Genomic DNA, 23,810 nt, shown 5'->3' on the forward strand with positions numbered 1-23,810 from the left:
GTTCGCTCCTTACCACCTACAGCACAATTGAGGCGCCGGAAATCACCAATAGCACATATGTCAGTTTCAGGAATGCCTGCTGGCTGACGTGCCGCTGCAATCGATTGCCGATGATAATAGCCACAATCAACGGCGGAATCGACACCGCGCTGAGCATAAGCGCATGCGGCGTGATCACACCGGCCACACCTTGCTGCACAGTGAGCACCGAGTTCAATGCCACCCACACGCACGCCATCGTGGCGCGGAACTCATCCTTATCTTTGAGCCGCACTGCCGCATAGATCACCAGCAGCGCGCCACCGGAGATAAACATGCCATGAATCACGCCGGCCAGCAGCACAATAATAATCAGCAGCCAATGCGGCGGCTCACCATGCGAAGGCCAGATAAGGTTCTTCAGCGCAATCACGATGATGAATACGCCATACGCCTTCTGCAATGGAGCCAATGGCAGCACGGCATACAAGGCGATGCCGGCGGCCATACCGATGGCCATCAAACCCACCATTTCGCCGAGAATCCTCCAGCGAATATGCGCATGATGCTGTGCGGCGAGCCATAGGCAAGCTAATAATGTGGTGATATTCAACACTACTTTGGCGGTATCAGTGCCAAGCAGCAGCATGGAGAACGGCATGGCGAGCACGGTTCCCGCGAATCCTGTGATTGCTTGAATCACGTTCGCGGCAAACAACACGACCAAAAACAGCACATCGCGCGCAGTCTCGCCCATTGTTACTCCTTGAGACAAGTGTGAATGTTCGCAAGCTCACCGTAGCGAGCTCGCGTAAACAGGCGCGTTACCGTCTCAGCTGGAGGTCAGGAAGGTTTCGTTACCGCGAGTGAAGTCGAGCACGGCACCGGCAAGCTGCACGTCGTTCGCGAGCTCGGGGTCGGCGGCAAGCACTTGCTCAGCGCGAGCGCGGGCATCGGCAATCATGTCCGCATCCTTGACCACGCGCAGCAGCTTAAGACTGGACTTGCCACCGGATTGAGCGTCACCCAGCACATCGCCGGCACCGCGGAATTCCAAGTCCGCTTGGGCGATTTCCGCACCATCAAGCGAATTATGGATGACTTCGAGTCGCTGTTCGGCAACCGACCCGGGTTCGGCGCGGGAAATCAGGAACGCCCACGAATTGGTGCCGCCACGCCCCACGCGACCGCGCAGCTGATGCAACTGCGACAACCCGTATCGGTCGGCGTCAAAAATCACGATGCAGCTGGCTTGTTTGACGTCCACGCCGACTTCGATCACCGTGGTGGAAACCAGAATCGGCGTCTTGCCGGATGCAAAATCAGCCATAACCTGGGTTTTGACTTCATCTTTATCCCGTCCGGTCAACGTAGCGAACGCAATACCGGCGAATTGCGGGAGTTTCTGTAGTCTGCCGGCGATCTCCTCCACCGAGTGCAGTGGCGGGCGCGCCACGGTTTCGCCGTTGTCGTCGTAGGTTTCATACGGATTATCGATGCCGATAGCATCCGCTTCGCTCTGGATGCGGGAGCGGGATGAACCAGTGCGGGCAGAAGCAGAACTACCGCGCGCCGCAGCGGAAGCAGACTCCGCGGTGTCAGTATCGTCCTCATCAATACGCGGGCAGACGATATACGCCCGCTCCCCTGCGTCCACTCGCGCACGAATATGTTGGAACATGCGTACCATGGTCGGAGCATCGGCCTCGTTCACCACAACCGTGCGAATCGGCTTGCGGCCGCCCGGCAGCTCGGTAAGCCATGAAATATCCAAATCACCGAACCAAGTCATGGCGGCGGTGCGTGGAATCGGGGTTGCAGTCATCACTAGCAGATGCGGTGTGGTACCGTCATCGGTTTTGGCGTTAAGGCTTTCACGCTGTTCCACACCGAAACGATGTTGCTCATCGATCACCACCAAGGCCAGATGCGGGGCCTGGAAGGTTTTGGAGAACGCTGCATGCGTTGCCACGATAATGCCCGGCTCACCACTGGCCGCAGCAGCGAGCGCTTTACGGCGAGCGGCAAGTTTCATGCCGCCAGTCAGCAATGTGACCGGGACTGTTGGCGTGAGATGCTCGACCATCCGTCCAATGGTTTCGGCATGCTGTTCGGCCAGCACCTGAGTTGGGGCGACCAACACAGCTTGATAGCCGGCGTCTACGGATTGAAGCATGGCGGCGAGCGCCACTACGGTTTTTCCTGAGCCCACCTCGCCTTGGAGCAGGCGCTGCATCGGCCAGTCGCGGGCCAAGTCGGCGTCGATATCATCAATAACTTGCTGCTGCCCTGCAGTGAGTGTAAATGGCAAGGACGCGATGAACTGGTTGCGCAGACTATCGGTTGTCAGCGGGCAGGGGTGGGCCGCGGACTTATGAGCATGTGATCTGGCTTTGAGCAGCGATACTTGGGAGATAAACGCTTCCTCGTAGCGCAAGGTTTCGATAGCTTCGTTGAACCGGGCGCGCGAGTCAGGATCATGGATAGCGAGGAATGCCTCGGCGCGATGCATGAGATGCTTAGCTTCGCGCACTGTTTCAGGCAGAATATCGGGAATAGAGCGACTCAATGTGCCAGCTGATGATGTCTCGGCTGCATCAGATTCCGCGCTGTCATTTGGCTTCTCACCTTCGGCTAGATACTCCTCCCCCGGCTGCACAGCGATGCTATCGGTGGATGGCGGCGCCAGCGCTACAGCTCCCGGCGTGCCAAGCGCCTCCGGCGAAGTCGAGGTGCGCGCGCCCATCATCCACAGGATGTTCAAAATCGTCTCATGAATATGCTCCGAGGAAATGCGCGAACTGGCATGGTACACCGGTCGTGGACGGGTGACGCGCAGTAGTGCCTCATCCAAAGAATCCGCATCATATTTCAGCTTGACACCACCAGACTGCATCTGCGCAGCCATTTCAGGAGGTGCCACGGAAAGAAAATCAGGGTGCGTGAACTGCAATTGCCCCATGTATTCGCTGGGTGTGCCGGATACGACGAGTATCGGGCTTGTTTTAAGCCGCATGCTGACCCAGTCAATGTAATTTTTACGGCCACCGAAGAACGTGAGTTGCGCTGTGCCACCGGGCATATTGCGCGTCCGAGCGAAGTCAGCATCATCTACAGTGGCTACTACGCGAAACGTGCGGCCGGGCACCACGCGAACGTCGCGCACGGTAGCCATGAATGCCATCTGTTGGCCGATTTGTGCCTCGCGAATGGTCTGCAAACGTACTGGATCGGTCACACGGAAGGGATAATAGGTCAGCGCCTCCCCCACAGTGGTGATGCCAAGTGATTTGAGCGCGGACACGCGTCGCTTATTCGTAATCAGCGATGCCAATGCGGTGCTCAACGTGATGCTCATAGGGACCTATTCTATGCACAACAGATGAGCCACTACCATCAGCTTATGCCGATACCGTATGCATGCCCATGGCCGGCACTATATACATGCTCATGCCAGCACCATATGCCGCATGCACATTCTTCGCTCAACATGACTGTAGGTTTTCCAACACTGACTGTAGGAAATCCAACTTCAACTGTAGGTTTTCCAACACCAACTGTAGGTTTTCCAACGTTTTTCGTCGGATTCCCTACAGTCAGTGTTCGATTCCCGACAGTCAGTGTTGGAACTCCTACAGTCAATGTTGGAAAACCGACAGTCTTGGCCTATAACCGACAGTCTTAGAGTCGAGAAACCGCAAAACTAAAAAACAAAACCCGCCGAGCCGAAGCTCAAGCGGGTTTTGCATACGTTAGTACGTGATTCACGCGGCCACGCGCTGAACCTTGCCGGCCTTGAGGCACTTGCCGCACACGCGCAGACGAGTGTTCTCGCCGTCGATCGTGGTGCGCACAGACTGCAGGTTCGGGCGGAAGCTACGCTTGGTACGACGGTGCGAATGGGAAACGGTGTAACCGGTCTGCGGACCCTTACCGCACACTGCGCAACGAGCTGCCATGATGGACTCCCTTAAACCTTGATGTTTCAAGTCTTTCACGCGTTCAACCGTCGGTTTTGCCCGACATGCCGAACACACAACTTCACAAATATATAGCCCAATACCGACAACCGCAACCCTTGCGTGTATCATGCCGCAGCGATGGCGACTTGTCGGCTTGTCTGCGCCCTTACGCTACAGCATGCACTGGAATTCACGCAACACGCGCATCCCATCAGCCCTCACACCAGCTCGGCAAGCGTGGCTGTAGCCGCAGAGAACTCCTCAGGAGTCACATATGCATAGCTCAACCGCAGTGCGTTATTGCTCTCGAAGTCATAGATATCACCTGGATTAAGCAACACATCGTGTTCGAGCGCACGCTGGAACAATCGTCCCATCTTCACAGGTTCCTCGAATGTCAACCAAATATAGAAACCGCCGCGCGGCACATTCCAATGCGCACGCCCTGCGAACAATCGATCCAGGGTTTCCAATGCCGCATCCCGTCGGCGGCGCAGTTCAGCGCGCAGCATGTCTAAATATTCGGCATACATCCCGGAAGTCAGGAATCGCGCGAATACCCATTGGCTGAGCGTGCTCGCGCCATAATCCATCTGCATTTTGACGTCAGCCAAGCGATGCACAATGCGCTCATCCGCCACAATCCAGCCGATGCGCAGCCCCGGCGCCAATGATTTCGAAGCGCTGCCCAAAGTGATCACCATGCCAGTGGTATCAAAGGTTTTCAACGATTGCACCGGTTCTTCATCGAATACCAAGTCCTGATATGCGCAATCCTCAATAACCGGCAACCGTCGCTCCGCGCACGTTTCCATCAAAGCGCGGCGTCGCGGCAATGACATCGTAAGCCCTGTTGGATTGTGATTGGTCGGAATGGTGTACAGCACCGCGCCACCGCGCGCCTGAGCACTCAGCGTGGCGTCCGGCAAAGCGTCGCGCAATGCGTCCACATCCAATCCCTGAGCATCCATGGGCACTCCGGCAAGCTTCATTCCCGCTGATTGGAACACTTGCAGCGATTTGATATAGCTGGGCGCCTCAGCGTACACCGTCGAGCCCGAAGACAGCAGACTCACCGAAATCATTTGCAAGCCCTGCAGTGCACCGGAGGAAATCAGCACCTGCTCCGGCCGGCAGTCAATCCCCCACTGCCGCATATGCACGGCAATCGCCTCGCGCAGCACATCCAATCCTTCAGGCGGCGGATAGCCGAGCGCATCGATTTCTTCAGCCGCCTGCCCTGCCACGCGCCGCCACATATCGTGGGGAAACAGTCGCGGGTCGAGCTCGCCGGTTCCTAATCGCACTTTGGCGGAGTCGAATTCAAACCGATTGATGGCTTGGATGGTGGCATTGTTCGCTTTGAAGAAGCCAGACGATACGTAATCCGCCCAGTCTGGCGCACTGGACAGCATCAACGACCATGTATTACTGACAATGCGCGTGCCCGCACCATGGCAGCCTTCCACAATGCCGTAGTCGGCAAGTTCTTCGATCGCCGCGATGACGGTGGATCTGTTCACGCCGAATTTCTCGGCCATCGCACGCTGACTTGGCAGTCTGGAGCCGATGGGCCATGCGCCGGAAGCGATGCGCTCGCACAGGAAATCAACGATCTGGTCGGTAATCGGCTTGTCACTGGAGCGATCAGGCCGCCATTCGATATCCAATGGCGCAGTGCGTGCCATAGTCTCCTCCCAACATGTGCTGCAAATCGCCGGCAAATCACAGCGCTAAACCAATACCCAACCATGTCATCATATTTGGTTGGCTATCATTATCAGCATTTGGCTGGTTGCTCAACATAATCTACTGCATATCATAGAGCAACAGCATTGGAAAATAGCGATTTATCCACTAATTCCAAACAGATAACAAATAACACAGCAATACTATTTGGTTGGTTTTGGTTGGGTGACTATCAACCAACCAAATAGAGAACAGAGCAGAGGAAGCATCATGGGTCTGTATATTCAAGGATTGACTTTGGGACTGGCATACGTTGCCCCCATTGGCATGCAGAATCTGTTCGTCATCAATTCGGCGCTGACTCGCACGCGTCGCAATGCTGTTATTACCGCTTTTATCGTCATCTTCTTCGACATGGCGCTTTCGCTCTCCTGCTTCTTCGGCATCGGAGTATTGATGCAGGCACACCCGTGGCTGGAGACCATTGTGCTGGGACTAGGCGGACTGGTTGTGGTGCGCATCGGCATGGGCCTGGTACTGCCGAAGCGTGTGAGTAGCACCTCTGCAAACAACGAGGCTGTGCCCGCTCCGAGCAGCGCGGCCACAGCCAACGCCAACGCACAGTCTGCTCCGGCTAAGCATCTCGGCATGCGCGGCTTACTGGATACCATCGGCACCGCCTGCGCCGTAACCTGGTTCAACCCACAGGCCATCATCGACGGCACATTGATGCTCGGCGCGTTTGCCGCCACACTGAACGCACAGCAGACCACCCCGTTTATCACCGGAGTGGAAACCGCTTCTGTGTTCTGGTTCCTTGGCATCACGCTGATCGTCAACGCCTTCGCGCATAAATTCAGCCCAAAGATTATTGAGATTCTGAACCGTGTGTGCGGCGGAGTCATTACGTTATATGGCATCAAACTGCTGGTGGACTTTGCTTTTGCCCTGCTGTAAGCCCAGCAGCAGCTCCCTGAAATTCCCCTGAAACACCGCTGAACCATACACCTTATCCAATAAATTCAGCGCGTCTGTCCGTTTCCATTCCAGCGCGCTCTCATATAATTCGTTATAAGAACAGAGAGCGAAGGGGCTATCTGACCTTAAGCAACGAAGGAGACCGCAATGTTGGATCTCAGACGAGGTATTGGCACCCACCAGCCAAGTGTGATTTCGCTGGGGCAGGTGTGGGTAGACATCATGATGAACGTGGATGACATACCACCCCAGGGCGGATTCGCCGTAGCCGACCACCCCAAGCCGGCGATCGGCGGCAGCTACCGTGTTTTGGAAGCCGTTAGCCGCATGGGCATGCAGGCTGAGCATGCTGGCATTCTCGGCAACGGGCTGTGGGCTAATTTCATTCGCCAATCATTCCAAGACAACGGCATTACTCATGTTGGCCAGGATCGATTGGATGAAGATTCCGGATTCCGCGTAGTGCTGAGCTCGGGAGCACCAAAGAAAACCTTTATCGCCTCATATGGTGCCGAAGCTCACGGTGACGCTGATACGTTTGTGATGCTGGAGCCTCAAAATCATGATGTGGTGCATATCAGCGGCAATACTCTGATGGACCATACGGCAGCCGGCGTAGATAACTTCTTGCTGCGCGCAGGAACCGATCCGGCCACGCGCGATTATGCACTGGTCATTAACCCCACCAATACGCTGCGGCTCGTGAACGACCACATGCTCGAAGACCTGGTGTTAGCCCGCCCGATTTGGTCCTGCAACCGTCAGGAAGCCATGACACTGGCTGAGCGTCTTGGCGCGCCGATTGACGATAGCAAAGTCACTATCGGCGGCGGCTTGGATGATTTCATGCATCAGCTCTGTGAAGGACTTGGCACCACATTGCGCGCCCCGCTGGTAGTGCGCGTTGGTTCGCTGGGTGCCTGGGTGCGCGAGCCAGGTGGCGAAACCATGCATATCACCGGCTTCCCCACCAAGGCCGTGCACACCCGTTCGGCAGGCGGCTGCCATACCGGCGTGATGTGTGCGATGCTGGCCGAGGGTCGCGAACTTGCGGATGCGGTCAAACTGGCGAATGCTGCAACCTCTATCGCTATCTCCCGCAGCGTCAATGGCGTGCCGCAGTGCCCTGATTATGACGAGGCCGTTGCTTTGCTGAAAAGCTGACCGAACAAAGCTGATTCGGCAATCAGGCATAATACGAAAATAGGCTGGTTATCGATGGCGCAGAACCATCGATAACCAGCCTATTTATTTTCATGACTTACTGACTATTGCAGGCAAGCCTCGATATTGTTGCCATCCGGATCATGGATGAACGCGGCATAATATGTCGGGCTATAGTTCGGGCGCGGACCAGGCTGACCATTATCAACGCCGCCTGCTGCCAAACCAGCCGCGTGGAACGCCTTGACCACATCTTCACTAGCCGCATGGAAGGCCACATGAGTAGGAATCACCGGATTACCATCCTTCGGGGATTCCAGCCACACACTGTCGCCATCCTTCTCATTGGCGAAGCACACAGCACCCGGGAAATCACATACCTTCGCATATCCCAGCGGAGCCAGCAGCTTCTCATAGAAGGCGGCACGTTCGTTAGCATCCTTTACAAACAATCCAACATGATCAATCATGGCAACCTCCTTGCTGCAATTGGCCCACGAATCTCATAAGCCAACCTGACCACCATATCTAGTGTAGTGGGTCACGCCGTTTTCGTCGGATCCTTTTGGAGGAGGAGGAAGACAAGGGCCACGACCAGCAGAATGGCGATGGACAGCACACCGACACTCGCGTTGCCGGTCAAGCTCGTAGTGGTGGCCACCAAGAACGTGCCCAGAATCGAGGCAGTCTTGCCGAAGATATCGTAGAAACCGTAGTATTCGTTGGCGTGATCCTTCGGGATGATCTTGCCGTAGTACGAGCGGGACAGCGCCTGGATACCACCCTGGAACATGCCCACCAGAATCGCAAGAATCCAGAACTCAACCGCAGACTTCAGGAAGAACGTGGCAAAGAACACGATGCCCATGTAAGCCACCACAGCCGCGGTAATCATCGGTTTGCAGCCAAAACGACCAGCCAAGCGGCCGTACAGAATCGCGCACGGGAAGGCCACGAACTGCGTAACCAGCAGAGCCACCACCAGCTGCGTGGAATCAATGCCGAGCTGCGTGCCATACGAGGTGCTCATCGAAATCACCGTGTTCACAGCGTCGATGTAGAAGAAGAACGCAATCATGAACATCCACAACGGCTTGTTCTTCACAATCTTGCCGAACGTGGAACCAAGTTCGCTGAAGGTACCGCGAATGGCTTCGCGCGCATGCTCACGAGTAGCACGATAATGCACTTGACGATAGCTGGTGATCAGCGGCACAGTGAACGCCACCCACCACACCGCAGTAATCACGAACGAGGCGCGCGTGCAGGCAACAGTCGACCAACCAAACAGCGCAGGACCGCCGAAAATCAGCGCAATGCAGACGATGAATGGCACAGTGGAACCGACGTATCCCCAGCCATAGCCGTGCGAGGAAACCTTATCCATACGCTCGTTGGTGGTGGTGTCAATAAGCATCGAATCATAGAACGTCAGTGAACCGTTAAGGCCAATCGTGGCCAGCACGTACACCACGAGGAACGGCAGCCAAGTCAGCGGCAGCGCCATCGCGCAGCACATCACCACGCCAGTGCCGAAGAATCCAAGGAAGAACTTGATCTTCATACCCTGAACGTCGGCAATGGAACCGAGCAATGGCATCAGCAAGGCAATCACCAACGAAGCGATGGTTTGCGCATAGCCCCAAGCGGACACAATATTGCCGTCCGAAGGCATCAGCGACTTCGCATAAATCGGGATAACCGCCGTGGAAAGCAGCACGAATGCCGAGTTGCCCACATCGTAGACAATCCACTTCTTTTCGCGGGCAGACAGTTTGCCATTCGATGGCTGTGCCACAGTGCTGGCAGCGCTCATATAATCTCCTCACAAGTTCACAACTGAATCAATCGTAAAAGCGCCAAGCGCCAGCACAGCGCCGTTTTAGTTGAACGGAACGTGAACAATCCCGATGAAATGGCACCACGCGATACAAGCCTCGCCATTGCAAACACTGGTATGACGCTCACTATAAACAAGAATATGAAAAGATAGAAAAAGATATACAAAGATAAAAAAGGATAAACAAGGATATGAAAAGATAAAACACATCAGGGAGAAAGAGACATTATGATTAATCCGTTCAGGCCATCCGCAGGAGCAAACCCTCCTTATCTTGTTGGTCGAGATGCCACGCTTGATGAATTTGAAGAATCATTGGTCTCTGGCCCCGGCTCCCCTAACCGTCTTCTACGCATCACTGGAAGCCGAGGCTCCGGGAAAACCGTACTACTCAATGCCCTCGGCAAAAGGGCACATCAACATCACTGGGAAGTCATCGATGAAACGGCCACGCCCGGTTTTGTCAACAATCTTATTCTCACTTTGCGGGCGTCACAGTCGCGCAGCGTAAAATCCGTGGAGTTTCCCAGCATCGGCATTGATGGGTTAGGCAGCGCCGCTTTAGGCAAGGTGGAGTTTAATGAACAGACTCTTCCACTTACCTTGCGAACCACTCTGACCGAGTACATTGATCACATCAGTAAACGACATAACGATCGCGGATTGCTCATTACCATCGATGAAACCCAAGGAGCTTCTCCTGCGGAATTACGGGCACTGGCTACAGCCGTTCAACACCTCATCAGAGAAGACCGGAACATCGCCGTGGCATTCGCTGGCTTGCCTGGCATGACATCTACATTGCTACACGACAATATCATCACTTTTTTACGACGCGCAACACCCATTGAGCTAACGGACATTCCCTTAGATTTGGTCAGCGACGCTTTTGAAAGTGTCATCACTGATAATGGTCGCATGATTACCGAAGACGCACTGCGTATCGCAACGGAATCAACACACGGCTATCCATTCATGGTGCAACTTGTTGGATACAACATCTGGCGCAAAGCAACCGGTGACACCATAGATGCCAACGCCGCCCGTGCAGGTGCCGAAGCAGCGCGTATTCGCCTGGGAGGCACCGTACACGAACCTGCAATCGAGGATTTGTCCAGCGTGGATAAAACATATCTACTCGCCATGGCCCAAGACTCAGGACCTTCAAAAACCGGCGATATTGCACAGCGCATGGGTAAAGATCTCCAATATGCAGGACGTTACCGTGAGCGGCTTATTCAGGCCGGCATCATTTACGCTTCCTCATACGGATACGTCGATTACACCATTCCTTATCTTCGCCAGTGGCTACAGGAGCATGCTGCGACGTTGGTGATGGGCAGCATAGAGAACGGCGCGCCAACGGCGTAGCCCCTTACGCGTATACTGTTCCGGGCCGTATTGCGCGGCCATTTACGGAACGCACGCATGTCAGAGAGAGCAACATGAGTCAACCCGAGACCAACCAGGCGGTGCAGTCGCCGTCCGCACAGTCCGACAAGAGCACTGGCCCCACCGATACCGGCACTGAGCCGAACCATATCAGCGACAAGCACACCAAGCACGCGCTGCACACGAACCTGAAGCGCGGCATGGAATCCCGCCATCTTCAAATGATTTCGCTCGGCGGCGTGATTGGTACCGGTCTGTTTTTAAGCTCCGGATACACGATTCAGCAGGCTGGCCCGATTGGCACCATTCTGGCGTACGCCATTGGCGCGGTCATCGTTTACCTGGTGATGCTGACTCTTGGCGAACTTTCCGTGGCCATGCCAGTGACCGGCTCGTTCCATGTGTACGCTGAAAAGTTCATTGGCCCCGGCACTGGCTTCGTGATCGCCATTCAATATTGGATGACATGGACGGTGGCGCTCGGCTCAGAATTCACGGCAGCCGGCCTATTGATGCAGCGATGGTTCCCGGATACGCCTACTTGGGCATGGTCGGCGGCCTGCATTGTGCTTATCTTTACGCTGAACGCTCTATCTGTGCGGTTCTTCGCTGAGGCCGAATTCTGGTTCGCGTCCATCAAAGTGTTCGCCATCTGCGCATTCATTGTGATTGGTCTGCTCGCTATTTTCGGCATTATCCCGATGAAGGGCTATACGCATGCCCCAATGTTCGGCAATCTGGTGAAAGACGGCATCTTCCCGAACGGTTTCATGCCAGTGTTCGCCACGATTCTGACTGTTAATTTCGCCTTCTCCGGCACCGAGCTGATCGGCGTGACCGCTGGTGAGACGCGTGATCCGGAGACCGCTGTGCCGAAGGCCATTCACACCACGCTGTGGCGTTTGGTACTGTTCTTCATCGGCTCCATCGTGGTGATGTGCGCCTTGATTCCGTGGCGTCAGGCCGGTGTGGGCGAAAGCCCGTTCGTGCTGGTGTTCAGCTCCATCGGCATTCCGTACGCTGCTGACATTATGAACTTCGTGGTGCTGACCGCTGTGCTCTCCGCCTCCAACTCCGGTCTCTACGCTTCCACACGTATGGTGTGGTCGATGGGTCACGAAGGCATGATTCCGCGCTGGTTTGCCAAAACCAACCGTCATGGTGTACCGGTGCTGGCACTCTGCACTGCGATGGCTGGTGGCTTGCTGGCTCTGCTCTCTTCCGTGGTTGCCGCGTCCACTGTGTATCTGGTGCTGGTGGCGCTCTCCGGCTTGTCCGCCGTGGTGGTATGGATCGCCATCGCCTACTGCCAGATCGTGTTCCGTAAGCGTTGGATCGCCTCGGGCCACACTACTGAGGAGCTGAAGTACCGCACTCCTGGCTATCCGTGGACCTCCTGGGGCGCGTTCATCCTGTGCACCGCCTCGTTCCTGCTGGTCTTCTTTGACAAGGAGCAGCGGTTCGCATTGGTAGCGGAGCTGGTGTTTATCGTGTTGTGCTATGGCGCGTATTTTGTGCAGCGTTGGTGGCGGAAGAGTCATCCTCTCGAAGAAGATACGCCACTTCAGCTGCCATAAAGCCGTACAGCCGCCCTGCAGGGAGTTCGGAACTATAACCTCGCATGTTCCGAACTCCTCAATCAATATTCCTTTCGTCTCTGTCAAAGAAGCCAGAGGCAAAGGAATGCGAGGAAATAATAATTATGCAAATAGCTGGGCTCGCAATGAAGCAGCATCAGTGAAACGAATACCGTGAAGTCCGGCTGCAGTGCCAGCTTCAGCATTCCACGGTTTATCGTCCACGAATGCAGTACGGGCCGGATTCACGCCGAATCGCGCAATGGCGCGCTGGAAAATTTCAAGATCGGGCTTGTGAATCTCTTCAGCACTGGAAACCACTACATCGTTGAGCAGCTGCAGTGCCGGGAACATTGCACGGGCCGCTTCCACGTATTTGACCGTGAAATTGGTCAAACCCCAGCAGCGCACGCCAGCCGCATTCAGATCCTCGAGGATCTCAGGCATGCCCGGAAGCATGCCGACCAATGCCAGTTTTTGCCGATCAAAGTAAAGGCGGAATGCCTCGAGCGCCGAAGCATCCAGTCCCGTTCCGTCCTGCCCGTCAGCAGCAGCCACAGTCAAACCATGATGCTCGGCATAGTCAGCCAAAACCCGCTCTTCGCTCCAGCCCAAATCCGAGAGCTCATCGTAATGCCAGAAACCATACGGGTCATTGCGATCGAATAAACGGCTCATTACTGCCGCCGAAACCTGCCCCTCCAACGGCACCTGAGGTTTCCAATCAACCAAAACATCACAGAAATCGAAAATAACATCGGAATAGCGAGCCATAAACGGTAATCTACCGCACAATAATCCTCACTGTGTGAACTGAGGGTAGAGACAGCTCTACCATAAGTTGTATGACCGGTCGCATTAGCGCATGCCATTTTGGCGTCATCATGCTCAAGATATTCTGGTGGACCACACTTATCGCCACCATTGCACTTGGCACTTCCCTAATCACCATGCTCGCCACCGGCTGGCCTGCAGTCTGGAACACCGGCTGGCCCGTCTGGGCAATCGCGCTCGCCGCTACCATCATCATCGAATCCATCATCTTCTGGATTGGCATTATTACCGTTTACGTCACGTCCGTGCAGCTCGGCATCAAAATCCGCGTTATCGGCGTACTGTGCGGCTGGATTCCGATAGCAAATCTTATTGCACTGCGACTTATCATCCGCACAGTAGACGAAGAAGTCCGATTTGAGAGTGCCAAAGAGCAACTCAATCGCTCCCGAGCTGCAGCGCGCATTTGCGCCACGCGATACCCTGTGCTGCTCGTGCATGGCGTTTTCTTCCGCGACACCAATGTGCTGAATTATTGGGGCCGCATTCCCGCCGAACTGCAACGCAATGGTGCCACGATCTTCTATGGCAACCATCAGTCCGCAGCTTCTGTGCCAGATGCCGCACGTGAGCTTACAGAGCGAATTCGTCAGATTGTTGCCCAAACCGGCTGCGGCAAGGTGAACGTTATCGCACATTCCAAGGGCGGTCTTGATATGCGATACGCCATCGCCCGCTGTGGAGCTGCCCCGTATGTTGCCTCGCTGACCACTATCAACACACCTCACCGCGGATGTGGTTTTGCGGATTATTTGCTGGAGAAGATTCCTCTACCCGTTCAGCAGCAAGTGGAGGCCACGTATAACGCGGCGGCCTCACGACTTGGCGATGTGAAGCCTGATTTTATGGCTGCTGTACATGATTTGACTCAAGCTGGCTGTGCACGGCTGAATGCTGAGATTGGCGATGGGAATGAGCTCAGTGGCTCTGCGGCTCTTGCCGGCCCATTCGCCGGCATTGTTTGCCAAAGTGTAGGTTCCAAACTTGCGCATGCCACCACCGGTAAGTTCCCACTGAACTTCACGTATCCGCTGGTCAAATGGTTCGACGGGCCCAATGATGGCTTAGTGGCGCAACCGTCATTCCCATGGGGAGAACGATTCACGTGGCTTGAGCCCAATGGCAAGCGCGGTATTTCTCATGCGGACATGATTGATCTCAACCGTGAGAATATTCCCGGTTTCGATGTGCGTGAGTTCTATGTGCAGATTGTCGCAGCGCTGAAGCAACGCGGACTGTAGGGCGGTAGCGGACACACAATCGAGCACTGGCGGAAAACAAAAAATCCCGCCGAAACTGGCGGGATACGAAGGGTGGGCGATGTAGGAATCGAACCTACGACCCCTTCGGTGTGAACGAAGTGCGCTAGCCGCTGCGCCAATCGCCCGGTCTGCATAGAAAAACCGGCATAAAGCCGGTCTTATGCGAGTGGGCGATACAAGATTCGAACTTGTGACCCCTTCCGTGTCAGGGAAGTGCGCTACCACTGCGCCAACCGCCCGGGTCATCCTTCAGCCTTCCGGCAAAAAGAGAGCGGACAACGGGACTCGAACCCGCGGTCTCAACCTTGGCAAGGTTGCGCTTTACCAACTAAGCTATGTCCGCATATGTTGTTTTGAAGCAACAGGTGAATAAGATACGCTATTTGGCGGAAAAATGCATCATCCCCGCGTGTCTCCGCAGAATTTCAACGTTTTTGATATTGGCCGGACGCACATCAGCGAACCGACACACCCCTCCTCACATATGTTCATTTGTGGCTTTGACCACATCAACGGCGACACACGCCGAGCACTACGCTCAACGCGAAGACATTGTCAGGTAGAGCGGAGCACAATAGTGAGTGGTAAACACCTAAAGTACCGCGCAACGCAGCTGCACGAACGGCATACCGCTGGAATCATCAGCTGGGTTTCGCACCAAACATAAAGGGGATGCAATGACCAAGCTTCTGTTTGTTGTGGGCAGCCTGCACAAGAACGGCTTCAACCACCAGCTGGCCGAGGAGGCCAAGGCTCTTATCGGCGATCGCGCTGAAGTTGAGTTCCTGGACTACACCGATGTTCCATTCTTCGATCAGGATGTGGAGTTCCCGAACCCGCCGGCAGCCGTGAACGCTGCTCGCAAGGCTGTTGTTGAGGCCGATGGCGTGTGGATCTTCTCCCCTGAGTACAACTACAGCTACCCGGGCGTGCTGAAGAACCTGCTGGATTGGCTGTCCCGCCCGCTGGAGCCGTTCCCGGCTGAATCCGCTTCCGTGCTGGCTGGCAAGAAGGTTGCCATCTCCTCCGTGGCCGGCCAGTCCGCTGGTGCTGGCACCCGCGCCAAGCTCAACGAGGTTCTGGGCTTCAACAAGGCTGAGCTGCTGCCGGTTGACGAGCAGGCTGGCTTCACCCTGGCTCCTGAGTCTTGGGGCACCGGCGAGCTGAACCTGTCTGACGACGACAAGGCTAAGCTGGGCGCCGAAGCTGACGCTTTCCTCAAGTTCGTTGAGGCGTGAGCAATAGCTTTATAAAGCAACACATAGGAATCCCTGCCAGTCACTGACTGACAGGGATTTTCTTATTACGTGCGGAATATGAACAATAATGGACGCATGACACAATTGCCACAGTCTTCCTCAGTGTTTCGAGCCACCGCCGAAACGCCAATCGGCCAAATGATAATGGCTTCGGACGGCATATCACTCACCGAACTTTGCTTGGAAGATTGGTGGTGGGCACAACCTTCAGAAACCGCAGACACAGTAGCAAATGCCGTAGCAGACCCCGACTTGCCAGTATTCCAACAGACCCGCACATGGCTCGACGCTTATTTTGCCGGCGAGCGCCCAAGCATTGACGTCACTCCCCCACTTGCAGCACATGGCACACCTTTCCAGCATGAAGTCTGGCAACTGGTCGCTGAGATTCCTTATGGTCAAACCGTAAGTTACGGCGAGCTCGCCGCTGAGCTTGCCGAACGACGCGGCGGCGGCCGCATGGCTGCTCAGGCGGTAGGCGGCGCGGTAAAGCACAATCCAATCACGATTATTGTGCCATGCCACCGCGTAGTCGGATCAGGCCGATCATTCGGTGGATATGGGGGCCGTCTAGACGTTAAGGCCGAACTACTCGAGCATGAAGGCGTAGATCTCTCCCGATTCAACCTCGGCTAAACATTGCCCACACCCAACATCATCGCTAAAAATGATGGGAAAACCCATTGCGCTGTTCGCCGTGGGAGCACTCGCCGCAAGATTCAACCAGCAAAATCGTAATATTTTGATTTTAAGAGTGAATAATAGGCAGCAACGGTACGCATCACCAAGGAGGGCACGGCATGAGCGACATCATTGACTACGTGCACACCGAGGAACGCCCGTTCACCGAGCTGGCGTTCAATGAAGTTGATGCGCTTATCATTGCCACGCTGATTTACGAAGATGTGGCCAGTATCAGCCCCACGCTTATGCTGGATGAAACTCAGCCGCAGCAATCAGGGCGCTCATTCGCATCACGCCTGCGCGCTTTTGAGCCGAAACATCCGCTCATGTGGCTCAAAAACCTGTGGCATCCGGCCCTTGAATCGGTCAGTCTTGCTGAGGCGAATGAAGAACTGCACCATTCGCTCGGCACTCCCGATGGTGATAAGTCTCATGAGCCGCAAGTAATTTCCGTCATCGACCCTCATCTGACGCATACTTTATTCCAGGCATGTGCCGAATCGTCTCGCTTCCGCGATATTCAGCTTGGCGCAGTAGTGGAGCATGTCAACCGCGGCGAACAAACGCAGTTTGCTGCCGCGACTTTCCAGTTGCCGGACGGCCGCAACCGCCGCAATCCAACGCATAAAGGCACGCTGGTGATTTCCTTCCGCGGCACCGATGATTCCCTCATCGGCTGGAAGGAAGATTTCAACATGACGTTCCAGTACCCGGTTCCGGCTCAACGTGCTGCGAGCGCCTATTTGGATACGGTTGCACGGCTATGGGCTGGGCCGATTATTCTTGTGGGGCATTCTAAAGGCGGCAATCTGGCTATTTATGCGGCGATGAACGCCGAAGCCAATGTGCAGCGCCGCATTCAGCATGTGTATTCGCTGGACAGTCCTGGGTTTCCTTCGTATGTGGTGGCCAGCCCTGCCTATCTGGCTATTCAGCCGAAGGTGACGAAGATTGTGCCAAGCTCTTCGATTGTGGGCATGATTTTCGATACGCCGGAACCTTGCCGCGTGGTGGCTTCTGATTCGGAAGGCATTATGCAGCATTCCGCCTATACCTGGCAGGTGGATGGCGATGCATTCGTCACCGAGCCTGATGTGAGCTCGAGTTCTCAACTGTTCAACGAGGAACTGAATCAGTGGATAACGAATCTGACTACTGAGCAGCGCGAGCGCGCAGTCGACGCTTTGTTCACTGTTCTGCACGCTACTGGGGCCAGCAGTTTCAGTGAGATGATGAGCAAATTCCCTGCTTCGATTCCTTCTATGCTGGGAGCCTTTGTGGGTCTTACACCTGAGGATCGCCGTCATTTGACGTCTGCATTGATGATTTTGTTCCGCGCTTCCATGACCAAGTCGAAGCGCACGGCAACGGCGCAAACGCCAGCATCGCCATCACCAACATCAACGGCACAGACTCCAGCATCGCAGACTCCAGCAGCCGATTCCGCCCCTGCGCCTGAAACCCAACAACCAGCCGCGCAATAACGTACACATTCTTTCCTTATTGTCGCTTGCCAAAAATTAGTTGGACTGTATAATAATTCCCAAAATTAGACAGTATGACTACACGCCGTGAGGCTGACAGCCATAACGGAACCAGCAAGAGAGAGGGAACCAATGCCACGTCCACGCCATGACTCCGAAGTGCTCCCCGCCAAAGACAGGCTTGAAAACGCATTTTGGAACTTACTGCAAGACCGCGATTACCGTAAAATCACCGTCACCGACGTTGTGCACGAAGCCGGCGTAAATCGCAATTCCTTCTACTATCATTTCGCCAGTCTTCCTGAGTTGGCGGATTTCGCAATCATGCATCAGGTGGAATCCATTCCAATCAATCAGGCACCTGACCCGGACCGTAACCCTGAAGAACAGTGGCATGAGCGCGTCAGCGCATTGCTGTCTGATCCGAATCAGCGCCGGCGTCTTGACCGACTGGCTCTTATCGCCGGCCCACACAGCACTATTGAGCTCGGAGAATCACTCCGCGATTTTGCTCGTTTGCAAATGATCAGCATGCTGCAAAAAGATCCTGACCACCTTGATCTCAAAACCGATCTGATGGTCGAATTCTCCGTGGGCGGCATGCTGGCCGTATTGCAGCGCTGGCCAAAGCTCAACGGCACTATTGAGCTCAAGGACTTGCTTAAGGAAGATGTGGCAGTACTGGCCATGGGTATTTACTTGGCAATGAGCCGTGAGAATATGCTCACCTACTGGAATCGTATCTTCGCGCACGCCTCAATCGACTAACTGAGAGGTTTCTCACAAGGCGCAATCCGCGCTCAATGCTGGCGTTTCAGCCCCTAACACAGGAAGATGGGAACTATGAGCGAACAGACTAGAACCCGTGTAGAACATGATTGCATTGGCACGCTGGAAGTGCCGAACAACGTGTATTGGGGTATTCATACGCAACGCGCCATCGCGAATTTCCCGGTCTCCGGAATCACCGATGGCCAGCATCCTGAGCTGATTCGAGCCTATGCCACCGTCAAGCGAGCCTGTGCTATCGCTAACGAGGAACTGGGCCTGCTCGACCATACCAAAGCCGAGGCGATTCGCCAGGCTTGCCATGAGATCGAGCTCGGCAAACTTGCCGACCAGTTCCCGGTTGATGTGATGCAGGGCGGTGCCGGCACATCGGCGAATATGAACATGAATGAGGTTATCGCCAATCGTGCGCTGGAAATCGCCGGCCACAAGCGCGGCGAATACACGTACATTCATCCCAATGACGACGTCAACGAGTCCCAATCAACCAACGACACCTATCCGGCAGCCTGCAAGCTCGCGCTGATTGACGCGATCGGACCGTTGGCTGAGGCCACCAAGAAGCTCGCCAAAGCATTCCACGATTTGGCAGATAAGCATATCAATGATGTGACTATTGGCCGCACGCAGCTGCAGGATGCAGTGCCGATGACCTATGGACAGGAATTCCACTCTTTTGCCACACTGCTGAAGTCTGATTTGGCTGCATTTGACCGTGTGGTGCCGTTGCTGGCTCAGCTGAATCTTGGCGCAACCGCTATCGGAACCGGCATTTGCGCCGACTTGCGCTTCCGCAAATCCGCCACCCAGCATCTGGCGAACATCACTGGACTGCCTATTACTGCCGCCCCAGATCCGGTGGCAGCCATGACCGATATGGGCGCTTATGTGGCTACATCTGCCGCGATTAAAAGCCTCGCCGTGCATTTGAAGAAGGCCGCTGACGATTTGCGTCTGCTGAATTCCGGCCCTCGCTGTGGTTTCAATGATCTCAATGTGCCGGCCCGTCAGGCTGGCTCGTCGATTATGCCGGCCAAGGTCAACCCAGTGATTCCCGAATGCGTTAACCAGTGCTGCTTCAGCATTTTCGGCATGGATGTCACGGTGAATTGGGCTGTTGCTGAAGGTCAGTTGCAGCTCAACGCGTTCGACCCGCTCATGGTGCACGAACTGCTCACTGGCATGGCGCTACTGACCCGCGCTATGACCATCTTCCGCACCAATTGTGTGGAAGGCATTGAGATCAATGCTGAAATCGGGCGCGCATATGCACAATCTTCGCCGTCAATTTCCGCAGCACTCAACCATTACATTGGCTACGAGAAGGCTGCCGACATCGCCGCAGAAGCCGTGCATTCGGGTCGTTCGGTCCGCGAGGTAGCCGGCGAACGCACTGATCTGCCCGCAGAGCAGCTTGATGAGATTCTTGACCCGATTCGCTTGGCGCGTGGGCTTGGCCAAACCTGCCGCGAACATCAGGAGTAGCGATATGCGGCAGCTGTGACTCAACACAATCACTGCACGGCTGCCGTATCTGCCGCTGTATATTCAGAGAACCTCCACCATTCTCCATTGCTTCCACGAAAACGCCCGATACAGTGGGCACTATGGATAATTTTGAAGCAACTATTGCGCAATGGTTCCAAGCCAATACCGGCCGGTTGATTTGGTTGGTATTAATGATTGTGGTCGCCTGTGTGGCAGACCGTGTTTTAAGCCGACTGCTGAGAACGGTCTTGGATAACTCCCAGATTCCTAGTGCATCGATTTTCGTCAATCTGGCGCGTGTGCTTATTTGGGTAGCTGCCATCGCCATGGTGCTGCAACCAGTTTTCGGCATTAATCCAACTACTTTGGTTACTGCTCTTGGCGTCGGCGGCGTTGCCCTCTCCTTGGGCCTGAAAGATACGATTGCTAACGTTATCGGCGGCTTTGGCCTGATGCTTGGCCGTGTGATTCAGCCCGGCGATTTGGTAACGGTACAGGGCGTTACCGGCGTGGTGCATGATATTACGTGGCGCCATACCGCGGTTCGCACGCGTGGCGGCGACATTATGGTTATCCCGAATTCTGTGTTGAATACTGCTGCGCTCACCAAACTTGCGCCCCTGACTGAGAGCATGACGACGCTTGAATTCACTGCTAAAGCTTCCAGCGACCCGGATAAGGTGAGCCACGATATTCTCAATCTCGTCACTCGTGCAACCGAAGATATCGCTTTGGAAGGCCAGCCGCCACTAGTGAAGTTCACCGGATTCTCGCCCTACGGCATCACCGGTCAGGTATTGCTTTTCGCTCGCCAAGGCGTACTGCTGTCTACGATTCGCGACAAGGCAGCTCGCGCCATTGCTGAATCTGATCAGGATTATCTGGTTGAAGACGGTGGTTCTGCCGATAATCTATAAAACTCATACCTTCACACAATGAAATAGCCGAGGCCTCAATCAGGTCTCGGCTATTTCATTTCTCTTTCAATGATGTGATTGCTACGCTATGAGCATCCAGAGGGTAAGCGCCAAGGTAAGCAGCACATAGACGATAACGCCTGGGTTGAGGTATGCGGTACGGATTTTCAGCCCAGCAGGCAGCTCCTCAGGAGTCGGATAGAATTCCCAAAGCCGGCGCTTGAACCAACGCACTAGTAGCACAATGCCTGCAATAATCAGTGCGAACAGCGCCATGCCATACATGCCCAAAATTTCCAAGCCGCCTGAATTGCCGCTTTCCGCCATACGCATGATTTCCGCCTGAGTCAGGCTGCCATCAAACATTTTTGGATCCACTGCACGCAGCAGTAATGGCGCAACCACCGCGCCGTTCAGATTAATGATCATATGCATTGCTATGGTGTAGCGAATCTTCGATGTGCGCGTGTACACGTATCCAAGAATCAGACCGAGACCGAAAGCATAGAAGAACTGGAATAGATTCAGATGGAACAGCGCGAATGCAATGGACGAGAAGACAATCGCGGTTTTCTCACCATACCGGCGTAAACGTGAGATGATTTCCTTGCGGAAAATCCATTCTTCAAATATCGGCGCAAGAATGCCGATATACAGCGCGTTCACCCACCAATCGGAACCAAGAACCACGCTTTGCAGCCGGTTTGTGGCTTGCCCATCACTAAGCACAGCGGACATAATCTGGCCGATAATATTGCCCGCATACATCACCGGCACGCACATGATGAGCAATTGGATGAATTCATTGGGCTTCATCGAATATTGACGCGTGGCAATAGAAGGCACCAATGTAAAAACCAGCATGCTCAGCGGCATCGCCACGGCATACAAAGGGCCGGAAGACGCCAGCAAACTGGCCCAAGTAGGAACGTTGCCGCCAAACACATGATGCAGCGCTTCAAGAGCCAATACATTCAGCCCAATCCAGAACATCACCATCAGGCACAGCGCAGCTCCTACGAGAGTGAAGCGGCGGTGGGCCACGAACCACCAGTTGCGCTGTGGCTGAGGCTGCGATTGAGGCTGAAGCTGAGGCGCTGAGCCAAAATTAGTGTTGTTTCCCGTTGGCTGGCTCATACTTATCCCCTATTTCAGTACGGCATTATCTCTTCTACTTAGGATACGGCACAACATACGGCGACTTTCGAAAAAATAAGCCACTGAGTAGTACTCAGTGGCTTATATTCACGAAATCAGGACTCGCTGCGACTCAGCAGGCAAGTGCCGCAACCGGGCGCGGAGTGATAACGACTTCATCGCCCGAGGCAAGACCAGCCGGAAGCTCGTTAGCAGGCAGCTGCACGGTAACCTTGAGCTGCTCGCCCTTGTTCCAGCGCTGGAATTCACCGGAGGTAATCACAGTGTCCACACGAACCAGGGAACCCAGGAAGTGAATCACTTCCACGCGTGCGTGCTCGCCAACCTTGGAGTCGGTTTGGTCAGGCAGGCTCAGCGCAAGGTTCTCCGGGCGGACCAGCACGGCGACCGAGTCGCCAGTGGCGGAACCGGCGATCAGCGGCAGACGCTGGCCGAAGACCACAGCCTCCTCACCATTGGAAGCGCCAGGCAGACGGTTGGTCAGGCCGATGAAGGTAGCCACATATTCGGTGGCCGGACGCTGGTAGAGATCCTGAGGGGCTGCAATCTGCTCGATCTTGCCCTTGTTCATCACACCAATGCGATCGGCAACAGCCAGAGCCTCTTCCTGATCGTGGGTCACGAACACGGTGGTGGTGCCGGTGCTCAGCTGAATGCGGCGAATCTGATCACGCAGCTGCACACGCACCTTGGCGTCCAATGCGGAAAGCGGCTCATCGAGCAGCAGCACACGCGGCTTGATGGCCAGAGCGCGAGCCAAAGCCACACGCTGCTGCTGGCCACCAGACATCTGCTGGGTGTACTTCTTCGCCTGATCAGCCAAGCCGACCAGCTCAAGCTGCTCCATGGCGATCTTGCGACGCTCTTCCTTGCTGACACCACGCACTTCGAGGCCGAATTCCACGTTCTCCAGTGCGGTCATGTGCGGGAAGAGGGAGTAGGCCTGGAACACCATGGCCATCTCACGCTTGTTGACCGGCACGCCAGTCACATCCTGGCCACCGACCATGATGCGGCCGCCCTGAATGTCTTCCAGGCCAGCGAGGGAACGCAGAGCCGTGGACTTGCCGCAGCCGGAGCCACCGAGCAAAACAACCATTTCGCCAGGCTTGATGTCCAGGTTGAAATCGTCCAGAGCACGCTTGGTGGAACCGGGGTAGATCTTGACGACATCCTGCATCTGGATGGAGCCGCCACCGCGCTTGGCAGAGTCCTTAAGCAAAGCCTTGGCAGCCTTGGTTACGTCCTTGGCCTTCACGCCTTCAAGCGTGGCGGTTGGGTCGTTCTTAAAAGCGTCTTCGGCAGCAGCAGCGCTAGCGGCCACAGGAGCTGCAGTATTGCGTTCGAAAGTCAT

The 23,810-nt window shown here is 55.0% G+C and carries 20 protein-coding genes and 3 tRNA genes; 11 read left to right on the plus strand and 12 right to left on the minus strand.

Translation table 11 applies throughout. From position 1 onward, the window contains the following. Positions 1-16 precede the first annotated feature (16 nt). The 4 genes from AC1AY0_RS03345 to AC1AY0_RS03360 form a co-directional block, all read right to left on the minus strand. A complete protein-coding gene (locus tag AC1AY0_RS03345; protein WP_476522907.1) occupies positions 17-736 on the minus strand; it encodes a sulfite exporter TauE/SafE family protein in 720 nt (239 codons plus the stop codon). A 75-nt stretch (positions 737-811) separates the two neighbouring features. Then, a complete protein-coding gene (locus AC1AY0_RS03350; protein WP_476522908.1) occupies positions 812-3,337 on the minus strand; it encodes an ATP-dependent DNA helicase RecG in 2,526 nt (841 codons plus the stop codon). Between the two features lie 406 nt (positions 3,338-3,743). Continuing rightward, positions 3,744-3,938, minus strand: a complete 195-nt coding sequence (gene rpmB, locus AC1AY0_RS03355) for a 50S ribosomal protein L28 (protein WP_476522909.1) — start codon at positions 3,936-3,938, stop codon at positions 3,744-3,746. Positions 3,939-4,159: 221 nt separating this feature from the next. Continuing rightward, positions 4,160-5,629, minus strand: coding sequence for an aminotransferase-like domain-containing protein (locus tag AC1AY0_RS03360; RefSeq protein WP_476522910.1), 1,470 nt, complete (start codon positions 5,627-5,629; stop codon positions 4,160-4,162). Positions 5,630-5,900: 271 nt separating this feature from the next. Here AC1AY0_RS03360 and AC1AY0_RS03365 point away from each other — a divergent pair, with 271 nt between their 5' ends. Together AC1AY0_RS03365 and AC1AY0_RS03370 are read left to right on the plus strand one after the other, a co-directional pair. Further along, entirely contained in the window at positions 5,901-6,587 is a 687-nt protein-coding gene (locus AC1AY0_RS03365; RefSeq protein WP_476522911.1) for a LysE/ArgO family amino acid transporter, read from the plus strand. Between the two features lie 168 nt (positions 6,588-6,755). After that, positions 6,756-7,772, plus strand: a complete 1,017-nt coding sequence (locus AC1AY0_RS03370; protein WP_476522912.1) for a PfkB family carbohydrate kinase — start codon at positions 6,756-6,758, stop codon at positions 7,770-7,772. 104 nt (positions 7,773-7,876) lie between these two features. On the opposite strand, the gene AC1AY0_RS03375 is transcribed toward AC1AY0_RS03370, so the two are convergent. Next, the gene (locus AC1AY0_RS03375; protein ID WP_476522913.1) at positions 7,877-8,242 is read right to left on the minus strand and encodes a VOC family protein; all 366 of its coding nucleotides are present in this window, start codon (positions 8,240-8,242) and stop codon (positions 7,877-7,879) included. Between the two features lie 71 nt (positions 8,243-8,313). Continuing rightward, the gene (locus AC1AY0_RS03380; protein ID WP_476522914.1) at positions 8,314-9,588 is read right to left on the minus strand and encodes an MFS transporter; all 1,275 of its coding nucleotides are present in this window, start codon (positions 9,586-9,588) and stop codon (positions 8,314-8,316) included. A gap of 252 nt (positions 9,589-9,840) precedes the next feature. Between AC1AY0_RS03380 and AC1AY0_RS03385 the strand changes: the two genes are divergently transcribed. Next, positions 9,841-10,983, plus strand: coding sequence for an AAA family ATPase (locus AC1AY0_RS03385; protein WP_476522915.1), 1,143 nt, complete (start codon positions 9,841-9,843; stop codon positions 10,981-10,983). 74 nt (positions 10,984-11,057) lie between these two features. Continuing rightward, positions 11,058-12,581, plus strand: coding sequence for an amino acid permease (locus AC1AY0_RS03390; protein WP_476522916.1), 1,524 nt, complete (start codon positions 11,058-11,060; stop codon positions 12,579-12,581). A 123-nt stretch (positions 12,582-12,704) separates the two neighbouring features. Here the strand turns inward: AC1AY0_RS03390 and AC1AY0_RS03395 are convergent, their stop codons facing one another. Beyond that, complete coding sequence (locus AC1AY0_RS03395; RefSeq protein ID WP_476522917.1) at positions 12,705-13,355, minus strand: HAD-IA family hydrolase; 651 nt, start codon at positions 13,353-13,355, stop codon at positions 12,705-12,707. A 71-nt stretch (positions 13,356-13,426) separates the two neighbouring features. Between AC1AY0_RS03395 and AC1AY0_RS03400 the strand changes: the two genes are divergently transcribed. Next, positions 13,427-14,656 (plus strand): esterase/lipase family protein, encoded by a 1,230-nt coding sequence (locus tag AC1AY0_RS03400; protein WP_476525807.1) that lies wholly within the window; start codon positions 13,427-13,429, stop codon positions 14,654-14,656. A 73-nt stretch (positions 14,657-14,729) separates the two neighbouring features. On the opposite strand, the gene AC1AY0_RS03405 is transcribed toward AC1AY0_RS03400, so the two are convergent. The 3 genes from AC1AY0_RS03405 to AC1AY0_RS03415 all read right to left on the minus strand — a co-directional run bounded on the left by AC1AY0_RS03405 (position 14,730) and on the right by AC1AY0_RS03415 (position 15,020). Then, positions 14,730-14,802, minus strand: a tRNA-Val gene (locus tag AC1AY0_RS03405). Positions 14,803-14,844: 42 nt separating this feature from the next. Continuing rightward, a tRNA-Val gene (locus AC1AY0_RS03410) sits at positions 14,845-14,916 on the minus strand. Between the two features lie 31 nt (positions 14,917-14,947). Beyond that, positions 14,948-15,020: transfer RNA gene (locus AC1AY0_RS03415), tRNA-Gly, on the minus strand. Between the two features lie 334 nt (positions 15,021-15,354). Between AC1AY0_RS03415 and AC1AY0_RS03420 the strand changes: the two genes are divergently transcribed. The 6 genes from AC1AY0_RS03420 to AC1AY0_RS03445 all read left to right on the plus strand — a co-directional run bounded on the left by AC1AY0_RS03420 (position 15,355) and on the right by AC1AY0_RS03445 (position 21,298). Further along, positions 15,355-15,915 carry an NADPH-dependent FMN reductase gene (locus tag AC1AY0_RS03420; protein WP_476522919.1) on the plus strand — a complete coding sequence of 187 codons (561 nt, stop codon included), beginning with the start codon at positions 15,355-15,357 and terminating at the stop codon, positions 15,913-15,915. Between the two features lie 96 nt (positions 15,916-16,011). Beyond that, positions 16,012-16,572, plus strand: coding sequence for a methylated-DNA--[protein]-cysteine S-methyltransferase (locus AC1AY0_RS03425; protein ID WP_476522920.1), 561 nt, complete (start codon positions 16,012-16,014; stop codon positions 16,570-16,572). Between the two features lie 164 nt (positions 16,573-16,736). Further along, a complete protein-coding gene (locus AC1AY0_RS03430) occupies positions 16,737-18,104 on the plus strand; it encodes a DUF2974 domain-containing protein (protein ID WP_476522921.1) in 1,368 nt (455 codons plus the stop codon). A gap of 132 nt (positions 18,105-18,236) precedes the next feature. After that, positions 18,237-18,872, plus strand: a complete 636-nt coding sequence (locus AC1AY0_RS03435) for a TetR/AcrR family transcriptional regulator (protein ID WP_476522922.1) — start codon at positions 18,237-18,239, stop codon at positions 18,870-18,872. Between the two features lie 66 nt (positions 18,873-18,938). Beyond that, complete coding sequence (locus tag AC1AY0_RS03440) at positions 18,939-20,378, plus strand: aspartate ammonia-lyase (RefSeq protein ID WP_476522923.1); 1,440 nt, start codon at positions 18,939-18,941, stop codon at positions 20,376-20,378. A 122-nt stretch (positions 20,379-20,500) separates the two neighbouring features. After that, entirely contained in the window at positions 20,501-21,298 is a 798-nt protein-coding gene (locus AC1AY0_RS03445; protein ID WP_476522924.1) for a mechanosensitive ion channel family protein, read from the plus strand. An 81-nt stretch (positions 21,299-21,379) separates the two neighbouring features. On the opposite strand, the gene AC1AY0_RS03450 is transcribed toward AC1AY0_RS03445, so the two are convergent. Both AC1AY0_RS03450 and AC1AY0_RS03455 read right to left on the minus strand, forming a co-directional pair. Beyond that, a complete protein-coding gene (locus tag AC1AY0_RS03450; protein WP_476522925.1) occupies positions 21,380-22,435 on the minus strand; it encodes a lysostaphin resistance A-like protein in 1,056 nt (351 codons plus the stop codon). 133 nt (positions 22,436-22,568) lie between these two features. Continuing rightward, on the minus strand, positions 22,569-23,810 hold the full coding sequence (locus AC1AY0_RS03455; protein WP_476525809.1) for an ABC transporter ATP-binding protein: 1,242 nt from the start codon (positions 23,808-23,810) through the stop codon (positions 22,569-22,571).

The organism is Bifidobacterium sp. LH_416 (assembly GCF_056357055.1).

Bases quoted from the DNA above. Each gene is read 5' to 3' on its own strand.
- AC1AY0_RS03345 (WP_476522907.1), bottom strand. From the start codon at position 736: ATGGGCGAGACTGCGCGCGATGTGCTGTTTTTGGTCGTGTTGTTTGCC.
- AC1AY0_RS03350 (WP_476522908.1), bottom strand. From the start codon at position 3,337: ATGAGCATCACGTTGAGCACCGCATTGGCATCGCTGATTACGAATAAG.
- rpmB (WP_476522909.1), bottom strand. From the start codon at position 3,938: ATGGCAGCTCGTTGCGCAGTGTGCGGTAAGGGTCCGCAGACCGGTTAC.
- AC1AY0_RS03360 (WP_476522910.1), bottom strand. From the start codon at position 5,629: ATGGCACGCACTGCGCCATTGGATATCGAATGGCGGCCTGATCGCTCC.
- AC1AY0_RS03365 (WP_476522911.1), top strand. From the start codon at position 5,901: ATGGGTCTGTATATTCAAGGATTGACTTTGGGACTGGCATACGTTGCC.
- AC1AY0_RS03370 (WP_476522912.1), top strand. From the start codon at position 6,756: ATGTTGGATCTCAGACGAGGTATTGGCACCCACCAGCCAAGTGTGATT.
- AC1AY0_RS03375 (WP_476522913.1), bottom strand. From the start codon at position 8,242: ATGATTGATCATGTTGGATTGTTTGTAAAGGATGCTAACGAACGTGCC.
- AC1AY0_RS03380 (WP_476522914.1), bottom strand. From the start codon at position 9,588: ATGAGCGCTGCCAGCACTGTGGCACAGCCATCGAATGGCAAACTGTCT.
- AC1AY0_RS03385 (WP_476522915.1), top strand. From the start codon at position 9,841: ATGATTAATCCGTTCAGGCCATCCGCAGGAGCAAACCCTCCTTATCTT.
- AC1AY0_RS03390 (WP_476522916.1), top strand. From the start codon at position 11,058: ATGAGTCAACCCGAGACCAACCAGGCGGTGCAGTCGCCGTCCGCACAG.
- AC1AY0_RS03395 (WP_476522917.1), bottom strand. From the start codon at position 13,355: ATGGCTCGCTATTCCGATGTTATTTTCGATTTCTGTGATGTTTTGGTT.
- AC1AY0_RS03400 (WP_476525807.1), top strand. From the start codon at position 13,427: ATGACCGGTCGCATTAGCGCATGCCATTTTGGCGTCATCATGCTCAAG.
- AC1AY0_RS03420 (WP_476522919.1), top strand. From the start codon at position 15,355: ATGACCAAGCTTCTGTTTGTTGTGGGCAGCCTGCACAAGAACGGCTTC.
- AC1AY0_RS03425 (WP_476522920.1), top strand. From the start codon at position 16,012: ATGACACAATTGCCACAGTCTTCCTCAGTGTTTCGAGCCACCGCCGAA.
- AC1AY0_RS03430 (WP_476522921.1), top strand. From the start codon at position 16,737: ATGAGCGACATCATTGACTACGTGCACACCGAGGAACGCCCGTTCACC.
- AC1AY0_RS03435 (WP_476522922.1), top strand. From the start codon at position 18,237: ATGCCACGTCCACGCCATGACTCCGAAGTGCTCCCCGCCAAAGACAGG.
- AC1AY0_RS03440 (WP_476522923.1), top strand. From the start codon at position 18,939: ATGGGAACTATGAGCGAACAGACTAGAACCCGTGTAGAACATGATTGC.
- AC1AY0_RS03445 (WP_476522924.1), top strand. From the start codon at position 20,501: ATGGATAATTTTGAAGCAACTATTGCGCAATGGTTCCAAGCCAATACC.
- AC1AY0_RS03450 (WP_476522925.1), bottom strand. From the start codon at position 22,435: ATGAGCCAGCCAACGGGAAACAACACTAATTTTGGCTCAGCGCCTCAG.
- AC1AY0_RS03455 (WP_476525809.1), bottom strand. From the start codon at position 23,810: ATGACTTTCGAACGCAATACTGCAGCTCCTGTGGCCGCTAGCGCTGCT.